Source organism: Streptomyces sp. NPDC024017 (assembly GCF_040638895.1).
In the GTDB taxonomy this organism is placed as follows: Bacteria; Actinomycetota; Actinomycetes; order Streptomycetales; family Streptomycetaceae; genus Streptomyces.
Map to the genome: position 1 here is coordinate 86055 of NZ_JBEZYZ010000018.1, position 16970 is coordinate 103024.

General features: G+C 70.3%; 16 protein-coding genes, 1 pseudogene and 1 riboswitch. Of the genes and pseudogenes, 5 read left to right on the forward strand and 12 right to left on the reverse strand.

The window, feature by feature from the left end:
* Positions 1–2 precede the first annotated feature (2 nt).
* The 4 genes from AB0G20_RS36070 to AB0G20_RS36085 form a co-directional block, all read right to left on the reverse strand.
* Positions 3–1001 carry an ABC transporter permease gene (locus tag AB0G20_RS36070; protein WP_361310139.1) on the reverse strand — a complete coding sequence of 333 codons (999 nt, stop codon included), beginning with the start codon at positions 999–1001 and terminating at the stop codon, positions 3–5.
* A 343-nt stretch (positions 1002–1344) separates the two neighbouring features.
* Positions 1345–2145, reverse strand: a complete 801-nt coding sequence (locus tag AB0G20_RS36075; protein ID WP_361310141.1) for an enhanced serine sensitivity protein SseB C-terminal domain-containing protein — start codon at positions 2143–2145, stop codon at positions 1345–1347.
* Positions 2146–2283: 138 nt separating this feature from the next.
* Positions 2284–3072 carry an enhanced serine sensitivity protein SseB gene (locus AB0G20_RS36080; RefSeq protein ID WP_361310143.1) on the reverse strand — a complete coding sequence of 263 codons (789 nt, stop codon included), beginning with the start codon at positions 3070–3072 and terminating at the stop codon, positions 2284–2286.
* A gap of 273 nt (positions 3073–3345) precedes the next feature.
* The gene (locus AB0G20_RS36085) at positions 3346–4017 is read right to left on the reverse strand and encodes an AAA family ATPase (protein ID WP_361310145.1); all 672 of its coding nucleotides are present in this window, start codon (positions 4015–4017) and stop codon (positions 3346–3348) included.
* Positions 4018–4239: 222 nt separating this feature from the next.
* Positions 4240–4339: riboswitch (glycine riboswitch) on the forward strand.
* A gap of 157 nt (positions 4340–4496) precedes the next feature.
* Here AB0G20_RS36085 and gcvT point away from each other — a divergent pair.
* The 5 genes from gcvT to AB0G20_RS36110 all read left to right on the forward strand — a co-directional run bounded on the left by gcvT (position 4497) and on the right by AB0G20_RS36110 (position 9505).
* Positions 4497–5618 carry a glycine cleavage system aminomethyltransferase GcvT gene (gene gcvT / locus AB0G20_RS36090; RefSeq protein ID WP_361310147.1) on the forward strand — a complete coding sequence of 374 codons (1122 nt, stop codon included), beginning with the start codon at positions 4497–4499 and terminating at the stop codon, positions 5616–5618.
* Positions 5619–5721: 103 nt separating this feature from the next.
* Entirely contained in the window at positions 5722–6099 is a 378-nt protein-coding gene (gcvH, locus tag AB0G20_RS36095; RefSeq protein WP_361310149.1) for a glycine cleavage system protein GcvH, read from the forward strand.
* Between the two features lie 9 nt (positions 6100–6108).
* Positions 6109–7371: a serine hydroxymethyltransferase gene (glyA, locus tag AB0G20_RS36100; protein ID WP_361310151.1), complete on the forward strand. Its 1263-nt coding sequence runs from the start codon at positions 6109–6111 to the stop codon at positions 7369–7371.
* Positions 7372–7458: 87 nt separating this feature from the next.
* Positions 7459–8841: an L-serine ammonia-lyase gene (locus AB0G20_RS36105; RefSeq protein WP_361310154.1), complete on the forward strand. Its 1383-nt coding sequence runs from the start codon at positions 7459–7461 to the stop codon at positions 8839–8841.
* A gap of 106 nt (positions 8842–8947) precedes the next feature.
* Positions 8948–9505, forward strand: a complete 558-nt coding sequence (locus AB0G20_RS36110) for a glycoside hydrolase family 25 protein (RefSeq protein ID WP_361310157.1) — start codon at positions 8948–8950, stop codon at positions 9503–9505.
* Positions 9506–9524: 19 nt separating this feature from the next.
* Here AB0G20_RS36110 and AB0G20_RS36115 read toward each other — a convergent pair.
* The 8 genes and pseudogenes from AB0G20_RS36115 to AB0G20_RS36150 form a co-directional block, all read right to left on the reverse strand.
* A pseudogene (locus tag AB0G20_RS36115) lies at positions 9525–10199 on the reverse strand (NAD(P)-binding domain-containing protein); the annotation flags it as partial.
* A gap of 164 nt (positions 10200–10363) precedes the next feature.
* Positions 10364–10576: an EF-hand domain-containing protein gene (locus AB0G20_RS36120; RefSeq protein ID WP_361310160.1), complete on the reverse strand. Its 213-nt coding sequence runs from the start codon at positions 10574–10576 to the stop codon at positions 10364–10366.
* A gap of 161 nt (positions 10577–10737) precedes the next feature.
* Entirely contained in the window at positions 10738–11340 is a 603-nt protein-coding gene (locus AB0G20_RS36125; RefSeq protein WP_361310163.1) for an ADP-ribosyltransferase, read from the reverse strand.
* Between the two features lie 92 nt (positions 11341–11432).
* On the reverse strand, positions 11433–12611 hold the full coding sequence (locus tag AB0G20_RS36130) for a hypothetical protein (protein WP_361310166.1): 1179 nt from the start codon (positions 12609–12611) through the stop codon (positions 11433–11435).
* Positions 12612–12687: 76 nt separating this feature from the next.
* A complete protein-coding gene (locus AB0G20_RS36135) occupies positions 12688–13296 on the reverse strand; it encodes an ATP-binding protein (RefSeq protein ID WP_361310209.1) in 609 nt (202 codons plus the stop codon).
* Between the two features lie 169 nt (positions 13297–13465).
* Complete coding sequence (locus AB0G20_RS36140) at positions 13466–14233, reverse strand: enoyl-CoA hydratase-related protein (RefSeq protein WP_361310169.1); 768 nt, start codon at positions 14231–14233, stop codon at positions 13466–13468.
* An 81-nt stretch (positions 14234–14314) separates the two neighbouring features.
* Entirely contained in the window at positions 14315–15484 is a 1170-nt protein-coding gene (locus tag AB0G20_RS36145) for an Ig-like domain-containing protein (RefSeq protein ID WP_361310171.1), read from the reverse strand.
* A gap of 214 nt (positions 15485–15698) precedes the next feature.
* On the reverse strand, positions 15699–16943 hold the full coding sequence (locus AB0G20_RS36150) for an Ig-like domain-containing protein (protein ID WP_361310174.1): 1245 nt from the start codon (positions 16941–16943) through the stop codon (positions 15699–15701).
* Between the last annotated feature and the right edge of the window lie 27 nt (positions 16944–16970).

A 16970-nucleotide genomic window follows, 5' to 3' on the forward strand; every position in this document is an offset into this window, starting at 1 on the left:
GATCACTTGCTGCGAGGGTCGAGGGCGTCACGCAGCCCGTCACCCAGCAGGTTGAAGGCCAGGACGGTGATGAAGATCGCCAGTCCGGGCACGAACATGTACTGCGGATCAGCCGTGTAGAGATCCACAGCGTTGCTGAGCATGCCGCCCCAGGAAGCCTGCGGCGGAGCGATACCGACGCCGAGGAAGCTCAGCGCGGCCTCGAACAGGATGTTCGTCGGGATGATCAGCGTCGCGTAGACGAGGATCGGTGCGACGAGGTTCGGGAGCAGTTCCCGGAACAGGACGTACGGGCCGCGCGCCCCGAGGCTCGTGGCGGCTTCGATGAACTCCCGCTTGCGCAGGGTCATCGTCTGGGCGCGCACGATGCGGCCGATGTACGGCCAGCTGAAGAAGCCGATCACGAAGATCAGCACGCAGATGCGCAGGGACAGGCCTTCGAGACCGAAGAACCCGTCCTGCACCGAGGCGGAGATCGAGATGGCGAACAGCAGCAGGGGGAAGGCCAGGAAGGTGTCCATCAGCCTGCTGATGACGCTGTCGATCCAGCCGCCGTAGTACCCGGCGACGACACCGAGCACGGTGCCGAGGCACACGGACAGCAGCGTGGCGCCGCCCGCGACCAGGAGGGAGACCCAGGAACCGTCGATGATGCGGGCGAGCATGTCGCGGCCGTACTGGGGGTCCACGCCGAGCGGGTGGTCCCAGCTCATTCCTCCCCAGCCGCCCTTGGGGGCGAGCAGCGCGGGGTCGATGAGGTCCTGGTTGAACTTGTTGGGATCGAGGTTGAAGATCCACTGGATCGGCTTGGAGAACACCGCCATCAGCGTGAGCAGGATGACGACGACGCCTCCCGCCATCGCCACCTTGTCCCGCTTGAAGCGCATCCAGGCGATCTGGGTGAGCGAGCGCCCTTCGATCTGGCTCTTCTTGACCCCGGAGAGCACGGCCTCGGGCTGTGCTCCGGCTTCCGCCCCGGTGGTCTCGATCGGTGCGGTCACGGTGCGATTGACCCCTCTCGACCCGGCGATCGCCGAGCCCCTGGCTGCCGCTGTAGCGGTTTTGTTTGTCTCGTACACGAGACCGACCCGGCCCGTGTCTTGCGGGGAGTCTTCAACGCTTTGGCGATCTGTTGCCAGACTTGGCGGTGAAAGGATGCGTAAACGTGATGCTGTCTGCGGGGTTCCGTTATCCGGACAACGGGTAACGCGGGTCGGACGCGCTACGACAGGGGCATTTTAGGACATCCACGCACTTTCCACCCCTATCTACGCGCGGAGAGCTGAGCGATTGTCGCGTTCGAGGGGTGGTACGGGAGGGACTGCGGGGACGACTTCCAGCCGGTCAGTACCGGCCTTGGACGGGAGGGTAGCCGTAGCCGGAGGCCGGGGCCTGGACGGGGGCGGTGGCGTGGGCCTCGCGGTCGTAGAAGGGGCGGGCTCTCGCCCGCAGCCACATGGCGACCGGGTCGTGCTCGTCGGACATGGCGACGGTCGACACGGGGAGCCCGTCCGGCACGGCGCCGAGGGACTGCTGCATCATCGCGCGCACGGAGTCCACGGCCGACGGCGAGGTGTCGTACACATCCAGTCCGATGGCGAGGTACGGCGCCCCGAGCGCGGGCTGCACCCAGGCGCGGCGCAGCGAGCGGACGGCCGGGGTGCGGTGGGCGTTCTGCGCGAGCAGGGCGTAGAACTGCGGGATCTCGATGGCGGGTTCGGACAGCCGCAGGGGGCCGGCGGGCTGGCGGTCCAGGCCGGTGGCGATCCGGCGCAGGTCGAGCCAGGGGATGCCGACGCCGCCGCCGGGGGCGTGCGGGTTGAGCCAGAGTCCGTAGTGGTCGGGGAAGAGGGCGCGGGCCACGTCGACCCCGTCGACCACCTCGTAACTGCGGTTCCAGCCACTGGCGGAGAGCTCCTGGGCGGAGGTCACGCAGGGGGCGTAGCCGCAGCCGTCGACGTCCATGTTTCCGTACTGGGCGTCCGGGGAGCCGGCCTGGCCGTGCCACAGGAGCATCCAGATCTGGCCGGTGTGCGGGGTCGCGAGCGCGCGCAGGAGTGCCTCGTAGGCGTCGTAACGCCCGGGCGTGACCTGGCGCAGCATGTGCTCGACCTGTCCGGCCGCGGCCGTGCCGCTCGCGCTCACCTTTACCGCCCCTTCGTACAACGCCTCGACGGTGACCTAGCTTAAGCCCGCCCACCGACTCGGGACCTGATGCCGCCGTGCGGGTGCGGGCTGTGTGTGGTTCTCGCGCAGTTCCGCGCGCCCCTTCGGTGCGTCGCCCTATCGCTGGTAGAAGGGCCGGACCCGGTCCCTCATCCAGTTGCCCACCGGGTCCTCCGCGACGTCCAGGAGCACCAGGTTGACCGGCCAGGGGGCCGGCGACGCGGTGACGGCCCGGGCGAGGGCCTCCAGGGGGAGGGCGCGCAGGTCGCCTTCCCACTGGGAGAGTTCGACGCCCACGAACATCACGGGGTCGGCGGTCTCGATGGCGGCGAGGCAGCGGCGGGCCGTGACGACGACGCCGGTCGCCTCGAACTCGGCGGAGGCCGCGGCGAGGAACTCCACCGGGTCGTCCTGCCAGTCGGGCTCGAAGAGGCGGACCCGGCCGCCGCTCGCGGGGCCGTCCAGCGGGGTCCGGCCGGCCCGGCACAGTTCCGCCACGGCGGGCGGCGGCAGCGGGATGCCGACCACACCGCCCGGGTTGATGGCTATCCCCGCGTGCGGGGGCAGGCCGCGGGCGAACTCCACGGCGGGCGCGATGGTGTACGACATGTGGGAGCCGACGACCTGGCGGAACTGCTCCTCGGAGCTGAACACCGGCACGAACGCCTGACCGTCGATCTCGATGCCGGGCAGGTCGAGGGGGCCGCTGTGCGGGCCGCCGCCGCTGGGGAGCGGGATCCACACGAAGCTCCGGCCGAGCACCTCGACGATGCGCCCGCCGGCCGCCGGTCCGGCGCCGAGGGAGGCCGAGAGCACCTCCTCCAGCTCGTTGCCGGGCCAACCGCCGTGCGGGTGGGTCTGCGTCTGCGCCGGGAAGTCCGCGGAGAAGTCCGCCGGGATGTCCATCTGCCTACCGCCTGCCTGGAACCACTGCTGTGGCTCAAAAGGCTAACGGCTGACGGACGCGGGGAGGCCGGGCAGTGGACGGCGGTGTGGTGAGGGCGGCGCGGTGGGGTGAGGGCGGCGGATGCGGGCGTCCGGCCCTGGAGACCGAGCCGCGGACTGCCGAACGTGCGGATACGCCGCGCCGGGCCGGGTGCTCGCTGACCCGAGCCCGGGCCCGGGTCAGCGCACGAGCCCCGGTGCACGACCGCGGACGGCCGGGCCCGGCCCGGCCCGTCAGCCCGTGAAGCCGATTCTGTGGAGGGTGTTCGCCGCGTCCCGGTCCGCGAGGACGGCCGAGCCGCAGCCGCTGGGGAGGTCGCCGCGTTCCACCGCGCGCAGGAGGCGGGTACTGGCCGCGCGGTGGCGCAGGAACGCGTAGCGCGAGACGCCGCGGCCGCGGTCGCGCTGGCCGGCCAGGGCCTGCTCGGGAGTGACGTCGAGGAGGAGCAGGTGGAGCGTGCCGCCCCGGCGACGGGCCTCGCGGGCGAGCCAGCGGCGGACCCAGGCCTGGGTGCCGCAGTCGTGCACGACGACGGCCTCTCCCGTGCGCAGGGCGCGGCGCAGCCCGGCGTAGTGGGCGAGGCGGACGAGGGGGCGGTAGAGCGCGTACGGCAGGGCGCGCGGCATGCGCCCGGCCCAGCGGTCGCGGGTGTCCTGGGAGTCGATGCGCCGGCCCGGCACGGTGCGCCGCATCAGCGTGGACTTGCCGCTGCCGGGCAGGCCTGTGACCACGACGAGGTCGCGGGGGCCGAACAGCAGGGCGTGCGGGCTGTGGCCGGCGCGGTCGCGCAGATCGCGGACGACCGGTGCCGGCGCCGGCACCGGGGCACGGACCGCCCGGGCCCTTGCGGCCGGCTGCTCGGGCAGCGCGATGCCCGTCGTCGCGTACGCGGTGGTCCTGTTCACCGTGATCGTCCTCCCCTGGGGCCAGGTACGGAGTCCCATCCCCGCCGAGTGTAAAGAAAAGGTAATGCCGCAGGCCTCTCATTTACGTGCTGGTCCTGCAACAGGGCTGCTACAGGTCGCTGTGTCCGGCGCGCGGGACTCGTGCACTCCCTGTGAAAGGTCCCCCTGCCACGCCGGAAGGATGCGTGCAATGATGTGCGCGCCAACTGCATACCGGCCGTTTGAATCCGCGCGGGAGAGTTCCCAGCACCGCTGACGCTGGGGCGCCGAAGGAGCAAGTCCCTCCCTTGAATCTCTCAGGCCCCGTTACCGCGCGGGCGAGGCACATCTGAAAAGCGGGTCGCCCCTGTCCTCGACGGGGATGCGGCTCCACCCAAGGTGCAAGCCATCGACCCGTGCGGTCATGGCGAACCTCTCAGGTTCCGATGACAGATGGGGAGGAACGACCTCGCCCGTCATGCCCTGGGAGACGACCGACCGTGAGCAGTACAGGAGAACTCCGTCACACCGCGCTCGATGCCCTGCATCGTTCGCTCGGCGCGACGATGACCGACTTCGCCGGCTGGGACATGCCCCTGCGCTACGGCTCCGAGCGCGACGAGCACGCTGCCGTGCGCACGAAGGCCGGCCTCTTCGACCTCTCCCACATGGGCGAGATCACCGTCACCGGCCCGCAGGCCGCGGCCCTGCTCGACTTCGCCCTGGTGGGCAACATCGGCGGCGTGAAGCCGGGCCGGGCCCGCTACACCATGATCTGCCGTGCCGACGGCGGCATCCTGGACGACCTGATCGTCTACCGGCTGGGCGAGACCGAGTACATGGTCGTCGCCAACGCCTCCAACGCCCAGGTGGTCCTGGACGCGCTGACCGAGCGCGCCGCCGGCTTCGACGCCGAGGTGCGCGACGACCGGGACGCCTACGCGCTGATCGCCGTCCAGGGACCCGAGTCCCCCGGGATCCTGAAGTCCCTGACCGACGCCGACCTCGACGGCCTGAAGTACTACGCCGGGCTGCCCGGCACGGTGGCGGGCGTCCCGGCCCTGATCGCCCGGACCGGCTACACCGGCGAGGACGGCTTCGAGCTGTTCGTGAAGCCCGAGCACGCCGTCGAGCTGTGGCAGGCCCTGACCAAGGCCGGCGAGGGCGTCGGGCTGGTCCCGTGCGGGCTGTCCTGCCGCGACACGCTGCGCCTGGAGGCGGGCATGCCGCTGTACGGGCACGAGCTGTCGACCTCCCTCACCCCCTTCGACGCCGGGCTCGGCCGGGTGGTGAAGTTCGAGAAGGAGGGCGACTTCGTGGGGCGCGAGGCCCTGCGCGAGGCCGCCGCCCGGGCCGAGCAGAACCCGCCGCGCGTGCTGGTCGGGCTCGTCGCCGAGGGCCGCCGGGTGCCGCGCGCCGGGTACGCGGTCGTCGCCGGCGGCGAGGTGATCGGCGAGGTCACCTCCGGCGCCCCCTCCCCCACCCTCGGCAAGCCGATCGCGATGGCGTACGTCGACACGGCGCACGCCGCGCCCGGCACGGCCGGCGTGGGCGTGGACATCCGGGGCAGTCACGAGCCGTACGAGGTCGTGGCGCTGCCGTTCTACAAGCGCCAGAAGTAGACACTGGCCGGAGGGTCGCGGCAGCGACCCCGTGCCCGTCGTCCCAGCTCACCAGCAGTCCCCCCTTCCACAGCACTCCCGCGCGTACAGGAGAATCCAGGCCATGAGCAACCCCAAAGAGCTGCGCTACAGCAAGGAGCACGAGTGGCTGTCGGCCGCCGCGGACGGCGTCTCGACGGTCGGCATCACGGAGCACGCGGCCAACGCGCTCGGCGATGTCGTGTTCGTCCAGCTTCCCGAGGTCGGTGACTCCGTGTCCGCCGGCGAGACCTGCGGCGAGCTGGAGTCGACCAAGTCGGTGTCCGACCTGTACTCCCCCGTCTCCGGTGAGGTCACCGAGGTCAACGAGGACGTCGTGAACGACCCGTCGCTGGTGAACTCGGCCCCCTTCGAGGGCGGCTGGCTGTTCAAGGTGCGGGTCTCGGACGAGCCGGGCGACCTGCTCTCCGCCGACGAGTACACCGCGTTCTCCGCGGGCTGAGGGAGTCGTATGTCCGTCCTGAACACACCCCTGCACGAGCTCGACCCGGCGGTCGCCGCCGCGGTCGACGCCGAGCTGCACCGCCAGCAGTCCACGCTGGAGATGATCGCCTCGGAGAACTTCGCCCCGGTCGCGGTCATGGAGGCCCAGGGCTCGGTCCTCACCAACAAGTACGCCGAGGGCTACCCGGGCCGGCGCTACTACGGCGGCTGCGAGCACGTCGACGTGGTCGAGCAGATCGCGATCGACCGCATCAAGGAACTGTTCGGCGCCGAGCACGCCAACGTCCAGCCGCACTCGGGCGCCCAGGCCAACGCGGCCGCGATGTTCGCGCTGCTCAAGCCGGGCGACACCATCATGGGTCTCAACCTCGCGCACGGCGGGCACCTGACCCACGGCATGAAGATCAACTTCTCCGGCAAGCTCTACGACGTCGTCGCCTACCACGTGGGCGAGGACGGCCGGGTCGACATGGCCGAGGTGGAGCGGCTGGCGAAGGAGTCCCGGCCGAAGCTGATCGTCGCCGGCTGGTCGGCGTACCCGCGGCAGCTGGACTTCGCGGAGTTCCGCCGGATCGCGGACGAGGTCGGCGCGTACCTGATGGTCGACATGGCCCACTTCGCGGGGCTCGTCGCGGCCGGGCTGCACCCGAACCCGGTGCCGCACGCGCACGTGGTGACCACCACCACCCACAAGACCCTGGGCGGCCCGCGCGGCGGTGTGATCCTTTCCACGGCCGACCTGGCCAAGAAGATCAACTCCGCTGTCTTCCCCGGTCAGCAGGGCGGTCCGCTGGAGCACGTGATCGCGGCCAAGGCGGTCGCCTTCAAGGTCGCCGCCTCGGAGGACTTCAAGGAGCGCCAGCGCCGTACGCTGGAGGGTGCCCGCATCCTGGCCGAGCGTCTGGTGAAGGACGACGTCCGGGCCGTGGGTGTGGACGTCCTGTCCGGCGGCACGGACGTGCACCTGGTCCTGGTCGACCTGCGCCACTCGGAGCTGGACGGCCAGCAGGCCGAGGACCGCCTCCACGAGGTGGGCATCACGGTCAACCGGAACGCGATCCCGAACGACCCGCGTCCGCCGATGGTGACGTCCGGTCTGCGGATCGGCACGCCGGCGCTGGCGACCCGGGGCTTCACGACCGAGGACTTCGCCGAGGTCGCGGACATCATCGCCGAGGCGCTGAAGCCGGCCTACGACGCGGAGGCCCTCAAGGCCCGGGTGAAGGCCCTGGCCGACAAGCACCCGCTGTACCCGGGTCTGAACAAGTAACGAAGAAACCTTTCAGGGCGTCCCGTCCCGCCCCGCGTGCGGCGGGACGCCCTGCCCCTTGCACCACCCCGTAGTCAGGAGTTCCCCGTGGCCATCTCGGTCTTCGACCTGTTCTCGATCGGCATCGGCCCGTCCAGCTCCCACACCGTCGGCCCGATGCGGGCGGCCCGGATGTTCGCCCGGCGGCTGCGCAACGAGGAGCTGCTGGCCCCGACCACGCAGGTCCGCGCGGAGCTCTACGGCTCGCTCGGCGCGACCGGGCACGGCCACGGCACGCCCAAGGCGGTGCTGCTCGGCCTGGAGGGCGACTCGCCGCGCACGGTGGACGTGTCGAGTGCCGACGAGCGGGTGGAGGCGATCAAGACCGAGGGCCGGCTGAACCTCCTCGGCGAGCACGAGATCGCGTTCTCCTTCGACGACGACATGGTCCTGCATCGCCGCAAGGCCCTCCCTTACCACGCGAACGGCATGACCCTGTGGGCGTACGACGCCTCGGGTGCGGAGCTGCTGTCGAAGACCTACTACTCGGTCGGCGGCGGCTTCGTCGTCGACGAGGACGCCGTCGGGGCGGACCGCATCAAACTCGACGACACCGTGCTGAAGTACCCCTTCCGCACCGGCGACGAGCTGCTGCGCCTGACCGAGGAGACGGGCCTGTCCATCTCCGCGCTGATGCTGGAGAACGAGCGGGCCTGGCGCACCGAGGAGGAGATCCGCACGGGCCTGCTGGAGATCTGGCAGGTGATGCGGGACTGCGTGGCGCGCGGACTGTCCCAGGAGGGCATCCTGCCGGGCGGGCTGAAGGTGCGCCGCCGGGCCGCGAACACCGCGCGCAAGCTGCGCTCCGAGGGCGACCCGCTGGCCCTCGCCATGGAGTGGATCACCCTCTACGCCATGGCGGTCAACGAGGAGAACGCCGCCGGCGGCCGGGTCGTCACCGCCCCCACCAACGGCGCGGCCGGCATCATCCCTGCGGTCCTGCACTACTACGTCAACTTCGCGGCGGGCTCCGCCTCCGAGGCGGAAAAGGAGGAGGGCGTGGTCCGCTTCCTGCTCGCCGCGGGCGCGATCGGCATGCTCTTCAAGGAGAACGCCTCCATCTCCGGCGCCGAGGTCGGCTGCCAGGGCGAGGTCGGCTCCGCCTGCTCCATGGCCGCGGGCGCCCTGGCCGAGGTCCTCGGCGGCTCGCCCGAACAGGTCGAGAACGCCGCCGAGATCGGCATGGAGCACAACCTCGGCCTCACCTGCGATCCCGTAGGCGGCCTGGTCCAGATCCCCTGCATCGAACGCAACGGCATGGCCGCGGTCAAGGCCGTCACGGCCGCCCGCATGGCGATGCGCGGCGACGGCTCCCACAAGGTGTCCCTGGACAAGGTCATCAAGACGATGAAGGACACCGGCGCCGACATGTCGGTGAAGTACAAGGAGACGGCCCGGGGCGGGCTGGCGGTCAACATCATCGAGTGCTGACCCTCCGCTCACCGAAGTTGACGATTCCACGTCAGCCCAGAGCAGGCCGTGCCATGGTGGTGGAAACCAACTCCCCCTCCCCCACCGGCACGTCAGGGAGCCCCCCATGCTGCGCGGCATCGATGTAAGCGCGTACCAGTCCTCCTCCTACGGCACCGACGGCCTCTCCTTCGTCTTCGTCAAGGCGACGGAGGGGCGCTCCTACGTCAATCCCAAACTCGCCGCCCAGACGAAGCGGGCCCGGGACGCCGGGCTGGTCGTCGGCTTCTACCACTTCCTGTGGCCCGGCAACCTCACCGCCCAGGCCGAGTACTTCGTCAGCAAGGCCCCCGACCGGGCGGGCGACATCCTCGCCGTCGACTGGGAGACGACCAGCAGCGGGACGCACGCGAGCAACGCCGAGAAGGATCTGTTCATCCGCAAGCTGAAGGATCTGCGGCCGAACAACCAGGTGGTGCTCTACTGCAACCGGCATTTCTGGCTCAACGTCGATACGACGTCCTATGCGGGGGACGCGCTGTGGATCGCCGACTACGTGAGCGCCGGAAAGCCCCGCATCAAGGCCAAGTGGCGTTTCCACCAGTACACCGACGACCCCCTCGACAAGAACGTGGCCGACTTCGGGAGCAAGGCCGCGCTGCGCGAGTGGGCCGAGGACGCCTGACGCGGACGGGCGACGGGCTCTAGCCCCGGAAGTCCGGTGTGCGCTCCGGGGACGCCTCCGCCAGGGCCTTCGTGACCGCTTCGACGCCGGCGCGCAGGCCGTAGACCGGGGTGCCGGGCTGCTGGCGCCAGGAGTCGTCGATGCCGCCCGCGTCCACCGTGTCGAAGCCGAGGGCGTCGATGAGGTCCCGTACCTTGCGCTTGGCCGGCTCGTCGTCGCCGGCCACCGGGAGGGCCATGCGGTCGGGGTCGCCGGCCGGGAGCGGGCGTTCCAGGATGTCCTGGGCGTAGGTGCCGTTGAAGGCCTTGACGACCGGGTGGCCGATCTGGCGTTCCGTCCAGCGGCTCTCGGTGAGGCCGTCGTCCTCGATCGCGGCGATCCTGCCGTCCCGCTGCCGGGGGTAGTAGTTGCCGGTGTCGATGACCACGACGCCGTCCGCCGCGCTGTCGAACAGGCCGGACGGGAGGTCCGGGACCGCCTTCAGCGGGATGGTGACGACGACGATCTCGGCGTCCCGCGCCGCCTCCCCGACCGTCACGGGCGTCGCGCCCGTTTCCTCCGCCAGGGCCGTGAGCGTCTCGGGGCCTCGGGAGTTGGCGACGGCCACGTCATGGCCGAGGGCGGTGAGCCGCCGGGTCAGGTTACCGCCGATGTTGCCCGCTCCGATGATGCCGATCTTCATGTCCTCGCCTCGTCCTTCCGGAGATGCACAGCGCCTCGTGAGCCTTCGCGAGCAGCGTCAACCTCCGGGGCGGGTGCGCTATTCCGAGCTCGGGACGCACTCCGGGCATGGCGAGGGGCCCGGTCCGAGGATCGTGGACCGGGCCCCTTCGCTCGGCAATCCGGCGAACCGGACGCCTACTTGTTCAGGTAGGCCCAGAACTCGTCGAAGCTCAACTGCTTGTCGCCGTCGAGGTCGCGGGTCTTGATGACGACCTCGGCGACCGACTCGGTGACGTTCCAGTCGCCCGACCGGGCCAGGGCGGCCTTGAACTCGGCAGCGGTGATGTATCCGTCACCGTCCGTATCGATCCGCTCGAACTGCTTGCGTGCTTCCTCGATGTCCGCCACCGATCCGCCCCTCATCTCGTGCTGTACGTCTTGCTGACGCAGGTCTGACGCAGGTCAGATTAACCGGCCGTGCGAGCCGCCAGCGCGGCGACCACCCAGGCGACTCCTCGCGGAGCACGGTGGGTCCTGCGGCTACCGTCCCGTGGGCTCGGAGGTGCTGCTCAGTGCCACGGCTGGTAGTGCGGGTTGCTCTCGCACTCGCTCATGATCTCGGTCCTGGTCTGCTTGTCGACCGGGCAGACGCCGATGACGTACTGCCGGGCGATGCCGCCGGGGAAGGCGACCTCCTGCTGGTCGGCCCACTTGTGGGTGTCGCCGATGGTCTGGTTGACGTCGATGCCGCCGGGGGCGTCGACGTAGTAGTTGAAGCCGGACTTCCACTTCTTGAACAGGTCGTGGTCGTACGTCGTCGACACGTACGGGGACGGCTGGTTGACCAGGACGTACTTCTCCAGGTCGTACTGGCCGTTCACGACGTCCTTGGGGAGGAAGCCCTCCTCGAAGACGACGGACGGGCCGCGGCCGTCGGCGCGGTAGAGGGTGCCGCAGGTGGTGCGCCAGGACGGGTCGGGGGTGATGCGGCCGACGTCGACCCGGCGGTCGGCGGCGGCCTTGACCTTGTCGTCGAACTGGACGGGGCAGGCGGCCGGTGCGGGGGCGGCGGCAGCCGGGGCCTGGGTGGGCGCGGCACCCGTGGTCGTGAGGACGGCGGCGAGACAGAGTGCGGCGGCAGCGGCCCGCCGCCGCAGGCGAAGAGTGGTCATGCACGGCACGATCGCGGCTGCGCCGCGGCGGAACGGGGACCCTCACTCGATCAGGGCGTGTCAACTTCCCTTGTGTGGACGGCGGATGAGCGTCACCGGAAGATGCCCGTGTGGCCGAGCGAGTAGCGTCCGGGCTGCGGGTAGACCGCCAGGCCGTGCGGGCCGCTGCCGACCGGGATGCGGGCGAGCTGGGTGCCGGTGCGGGTGTCGATGGCGTACACCTCGGCGTCGTAGCGGCCGGACAGCCACAGCACCTTGCCGTCGGCGGAGACGCCGCCCATGTCGGGGCTGCTGCCCGCCGGCAGGTCCCACTTCTTCGTCAGCTTGTTCTGTGTGAAGTCGAAGACGGAGACCGTACCCTCGCCGCGGTTGGACACGTACATCTCGCGCGAGTCCCGGCTGACGTAGAGGCCGTGGCAGCCCTTGCCGGTGGGCATCAGGGTGGGCTCGGTGAACTTGTCGCCGTCCAGCACCCACATGCCGTGGGCCATCATGTCGGCGATGTAGAACCTCTTGCCGTCGGGCGAGACCTTCACGTCCTGCGGCATGGCGCCCTCGAACGGCAGCCGCTGCTGCCCGACGACCTTCATCTTCTCGGTGTCGACCTTCAGCAGTTCGCCGCTGAACTCGCAGGAGACGATGAAGTAGCGGCCGTCGAGGGAGAAGTCGGCGTGGTTGACGCCGTAGCAGGACACCGGGACGGTCTTCCTGACCGCCATGGTGTGCGGGTCGCGGAACACCAGCTCGCGGTCGAGGGAGGCCATGACGACGGCGTACCTGCCGTTGGGCGTGAAGTAGAGGTTGTACGGGTCGTGGACCTCGACCTCCTTGCCCGCCTTGCCGGTCTTCGGATCGATCGGGGTGAGGGTGTGGCCGCGGTTGTTGTTGACCCAGAGCGTCTTCAGGTCCCAGGAGGGCACGACGTGCTGGGGCTGCCGGCCCACGGGGATCGTCTCGGTGACCTCGTACGTCTTCGGGTCGATGACGGAGACCGTGTCGGACTCGGTGTTGGGGACGTAGACCCGGGACGGGAAGTCCTTGACCACCGGGGACAGCATGTTCGGGCGGTCGGCGGCGTACACGTCCTCGGGGTCCAGGACGGGCGGCATGCCGGGCAGGCCCTTCACGGGCTTCTTCTCGGGCGGGGCGGGCACGGCGGCCTTGGTGCCGCGCGACTCGGAGGTCCGTTCCCCGCTTCCGGTGCCACAGGCGGCGAGGACGGCGAGGGCGGCACCCGCGACCAGGGCGCTCTTGACGAGATGGCGGTGCATTGCACCATTTAAGGGGCGTCTCGCGGGGAAACCCGTGATTCGTCCGTCCGGCGACCGGGTGAGGCACCGCGCGCGCTCAGCGGTCGGCGACCCGCATCTCGAACCAGGTCGTCTTGCCCCGGGGCAGCAGATCGACTCCCCAGCGGTCGGCCAGCTTGTCGACGAGGAACAGGCCGCGGCCGCTGATGTCCATCTCCTGGACGGGCATCAGGCACGGCAGCCCGCGCGAGGGGTCGCGGACCTCGACGCGGATCCAGCCGCGGCGCCGGTGCAGACGCAGCCCGAAGACGCGGGCGCCGGTGTGGCGTACGGCGTTGCCGACCAGTTCGGAGACGAGCAGGACCGCGTCCTCCGTGGTCTTGGGGGTGAGCCCCCATTGGCGCAGCACGACGACCTGGGTGAGCCGTCTCGCGGTGGCCGCGGACTCGGGGCGGGACGGCAGTGGAACCTCTGCCTCCGTCGGGTTGCCGTACAACTCGAGCGCCTTCAGCGCGTGTTCGTCCTCGACGGTCGGCGACCAGCGCGCCGCGGCCGCATGTGCGTGTCCCCGCGGCTGTTCCGTACCCTCCAGCCCCGCCATGCCCCCATCATGGCCGCCCGGAGCGCCCGACGGGGGCGTTCCCGGGGAATACGCCCCCGGGAACGGGCGGTGAACCGGCGGGCGTCCGTCATATGCCAACGGCACTTCGGAGTCGCCCACACCCCGTCCGACCTGCTGGAACGTCTTGTTCCGGGGCAATCGACGGACTCTCCCGCTTCGGCATGCTTAAGGCTGTCTTAAGGCTGCCATAAACCGCCCCATCGAGGGACCCCGGGTCAGACATCGTGTCAATTGCAAGCCCCTGGAGGGATGTTCAGAGGAACTTCGCCTTGCCCGGTCCCTCCTCCACGAAGCTGCGCATCCCGCGCTCGCGGTCCTCGGTGGCGAACAGGCCCGCGAACCAGTTCCGTTCGATCGCGAGGCCCGTGTCGATGTCCGTCTCCAGGCCCGTGTCGATCGACTCCTTCGCGGCGCGCAGTGCGAGCGCCGGTCCCTGCGCCAGCTTCGCGGCCCAGGCGTGCGCCTGCGCGTACACCTCGTCGGCGGGGACGACCCGGTCCACCAGGCCCATCTCGCGGGCCTCGTCGGCCTTCACCATCCGGCCCGTGAAGATGAGGTCCTTGGCCTTGGAGGGGCCGACCAGGCGGGCCAGGCGCTGGGTGCCGCCCGCGCCGGGGATCAGGCCGAGCAGGATCTCCGGCTGGCCGAGCTTGGCGTTCTCCCCGGCGATGCGGAAGTCCGCGCACAGGGCGAGTTCGCAGCCGCCGCCCAGCGCGTAGCCCGTCACGGCCGCGACGACCGGCTTGGGGATCCGGGCCACCGCCGTGAACGAGTCCTGCAGGGCGCGGGCGCGCAGGACCATCGCGGTGTGGTCCATCGCCTGCATCTCCTTGATGTCCGCGCCGGCCGCGAACACCTTCTCGCCGCCGTAGATCACCACGGCCCGGACGTCCTCGCGGCGCGTGGCCTCCTCGGCGAGTTCCTTCAGCCGGTCCTGCGTGGCGATGTCCAGCGCGTTCATGGGCGGGCGGTCGAGACGGAGCGTGCCGACGCCTTCAGCGACTTCGAGAGAGACGGTCATAGGCAGCAGGTTAACCATGACTAACGGCTGAGGCCCCGGTGCGGTCCGTCACACCGGGGCCCTCTTGTCAGCAGCGGAGGACTACTTCTTCCACTTCTCCCACGACATGTTCCAGCCGTTCAGCCCGTTGTCCGGGGCGACGGTCCGGTCCTCGGAGTTCTTGACGACCACCACGTCACCGACCATCGAGTGGTTGAAGAACCACGCGGCCGGCACCTTCTTGTCCCAGCCGCCCCGCACGTCGCGCAGGCCGATGCAGCCGTGGCTGGCGTTGTAGTTGCCGAAGGCGCCGCCCGCCCAGTAGTTGCCGTGCAGGAAGGTGCCGGAGGTGGTCAGGCGGACGGCGTGCGGGACGTCCTTGATGTCGTACTCGCCGCCGTAACCGACCGTCTCGCCGTTCATCCGGGTCACCGTGAGCATCTCGCTGATGACCATCTGGCCGTTCCAGGTCTCCATGCCGGGCTTCCCGGTGGTGACCGGGATGGTCTTGATGACCTTGCCGTCGCGCATGACCTTCATCGTCAGCTTCTTGGCGTCGACGACGGAGACCTGGTTGCGGCCGACGGTGAACTTCACCGTCTTGTCCTGCTCGCCGTAGACGCCGGAGCGGCCCTCGACGCCGTCGAGGTTCAGGTCGACGGTCACCTTGGTGCCGGGCTTCCAGTACTTCTCGGGGCGGAAGTCGAGACGGTCGTTGCCGAACCAGTGGCCCTCGACGTCGACGGCCGGCTCCGTCTTGATGCGGATGGCCTTCTCGACGTCCTCCGGCTTGGTGATGCCCCGCGAGAAGCGGATGGAGAACGGCATCCCGACGCCGACCTTGGAGCCGTCCTCGGGGGTGAAGGTGCCGATGAAGGTGTTCTGAGGGGTCAGCGTGGTGAAGTCCGCGTCCTCCGCCGCCGTGCGGCCCTCGGAGTCCTCGGCGACCGCGTGGACCGTGTACTTGGTGGCGCCGGCCAGGTGGGTGGACGGCGTCCAGCTGGCGCCGTCCCCGGATATCTCGCCGTCGACCTTCTTGCCCTTGCTGTCCTTGACCTCGACCTCGGTCAGCTTCCCCTTCGAGGCGGTGACCTTCAGCGCACCGCTCGTGTCGACGGACTTGGCTCCGTCCTTGGGCGTGATGCCGACGATCGCCTCGGACTGCTTGCTCTGCGCGGTGTCCCCGTTCTTGCCCTTGTCTCCCTCGCCGGAACCGGAGCCGGTCCCCCCGCCGCCACACGCCGTGACGGCGACGAGCAGCGCGCCGGCCATCAGCGCGAGCGCTCCGTTCCTGCGCCCAACCGACGCCCCCGATATCGGTCGCCCGTTCAAGTGGTTCTCCCCTCCCAGGGCCTGGTCAGGCCCGCACCCCGCGCGTCCCCCGCGCGTCGGCGCATATTAACCACAAGGCACCGGGCACCGGCGGCCCGCGATTGTCACCGTTCGGTCCCAACGGAACGCCGGGTCAATCCGCCCCCCTGTCCGGCTACTTCACCGCACTGCCCGCCTTCCATGCATTCCAGCCCATATTCCATCCTCCGAGCCCGTTGTCGGGAGAGACCTTTTTGTCATTGCTGTTGACGACCTCGACGACGTCCCCGATGAGGCTGCGGTCGAAGAACCAGCCGGCCGGGGTGTCCGAGCCGCCGCCCTTCACGTCGCGCAGTCCGATGCAGCCGTGGCTGACGTTGGTGCGGCCGAACACGGTGCGGTGCGCCCAGTAGTTGCCGTGCAGGAAGGTGCCGGAGGTGGTCAGGCGCATGGCGTGCGGGACGTCCGGGATGTCGTACTCGCCCTTGCCGTCGCGCTTCTTGAAGCCGACCGTGGCACCGTTCATCCGGGTGACGTCGAGCATCTCGGTCACCACCATCTTGCCGTTGTACGTGGTGTTCCCGGGCGCGCCGGCCGTGACGGGCACGGTGGCGAGGGGCTCGCCGTCGCGCCGGACCTCCATGGAGTGCGCGGCGGCGTCGACCACGGAGACCTGGCTGCGGCCGACGGTGAAGGAGAACGTCTTGTGCTGCAGGCCGTAGACGCCGGGCGCGCCCTCGACGTCGCGCAGGCGCAGGGCGACGGTGACCTGGGTGCCGGGTTTCCAGTAGTCCTCGGGTCGGAAGTCGAGGCGGGTCCTGCCGAACCAGTGCGGGCGGATCTCGACGGCCGGACGGGCGGTGACCCGCACCGCGCGTTCGACGGCGGCGCGGTCGGCGATCTCCCGGTTGAACTCCAGGGAGACGATCATGCCGGTGCCGACCGTGGCGCGGTTCTCCGGGGTGACGTAGCCGATGAAGCGTTCCTCGGGGACGTAGGTGGTGAAGGTGGTGTGCCGGGCCGAGCGGCGTCCGTCGCCGTCCACGGCCACCGCGTCGATCCTGTACTTGGCGGCCAGCGCGAGCCGCTTGTCGTCGGGTTCCCAGGTCAGGCCGTCGGCGGAGAGGTGGCCGGGCACCTGGGACTCCTGGGCGTCCTGCGACCTGACGACCTTCACCTTCTCCAGCCGGCCGTCGGGCACGCGCACCCGCAGCTTCTTCCCGGGGCGCACTCCCCTGCTGCCGTCGTCGGGCGAGACCTTGATGACGTCCTCGGGCGCCGGGGGCGCGCCGAACGCCCCGGCGATCCCGCCCGCGTCGTCCGAGGTACAGCCCGTGGCCCCGGCGAGGAGCCCTGCCCATGTCACTACGGCGGCCAGCGCGGCCCTCGCGCGCCGCGCGCGCCCTTGTACGTGCCTCACGAGGTGCCCAACGACCGGCCGTGTCCC

Excerpts from the sequence above, each read along its gene's own strand:
- AB0G20_RS36080 (WP_361310143.1), bottom strand. The coding sequence starts at position 3,072 with ATGGACATCCCGGCGGACTTCTCCGCGGACTTCCCGGCGCAGACGCAG.
- AB0G20_RS36145 (WP_361310171.1), bottom strand. The coding sequence starts at position 15,484 with ATGGCCGGCGCGCTGCTCGTCGCCGTCACGGCGTGTGGCGGCGGGGGG.
- glyA (WP_361310151.1), top strand. The coding sequence starts at position 6,109 with ATGTCCGTCCTGAACACACCCCTGCACGAGCTCGACCCGGCGGTCGCC.
- gcvH (WP_361310149.1), top strand. The coding sequence starts at position 5,722 with ATGAGCAACCCCAAAGAGCTGCGCTACAGCAAGGAGCACGAGTGGCTG.
- AB0G20_RS36125 (WP_361310163.1), bottom strand. The coding sequence starts at position 11,340 with ATGACCACTCTTCGCCTGCGGCGGCGGGCCGCTGCCGCCGCACTCTGT.
- AB0G20_RS36110 (WP_361310157.1), top strand. The coding sequence starts at position 8,948 with ATGCTGCGCGGCATCGATGTAAGCGCGTACCAGTCCTCCTCCTACGGC.
- AB0G20_RS36130 (WP_361310166.1), bottom strand. The coding sequence starts at position 12,611 with ATGCACCGCCATCTCGTCAAGAGCGCCCTGGTCGCGGGTGCCGCCCTC.
- AB0G20_RS36140 (WP_361310169.1), bottom strand. The coding sequence starts at position 14,233 with ATGACCGTCTCTCTCGAAGTCGCTGAAGGCGTCGGCACGCTCCGTCTC.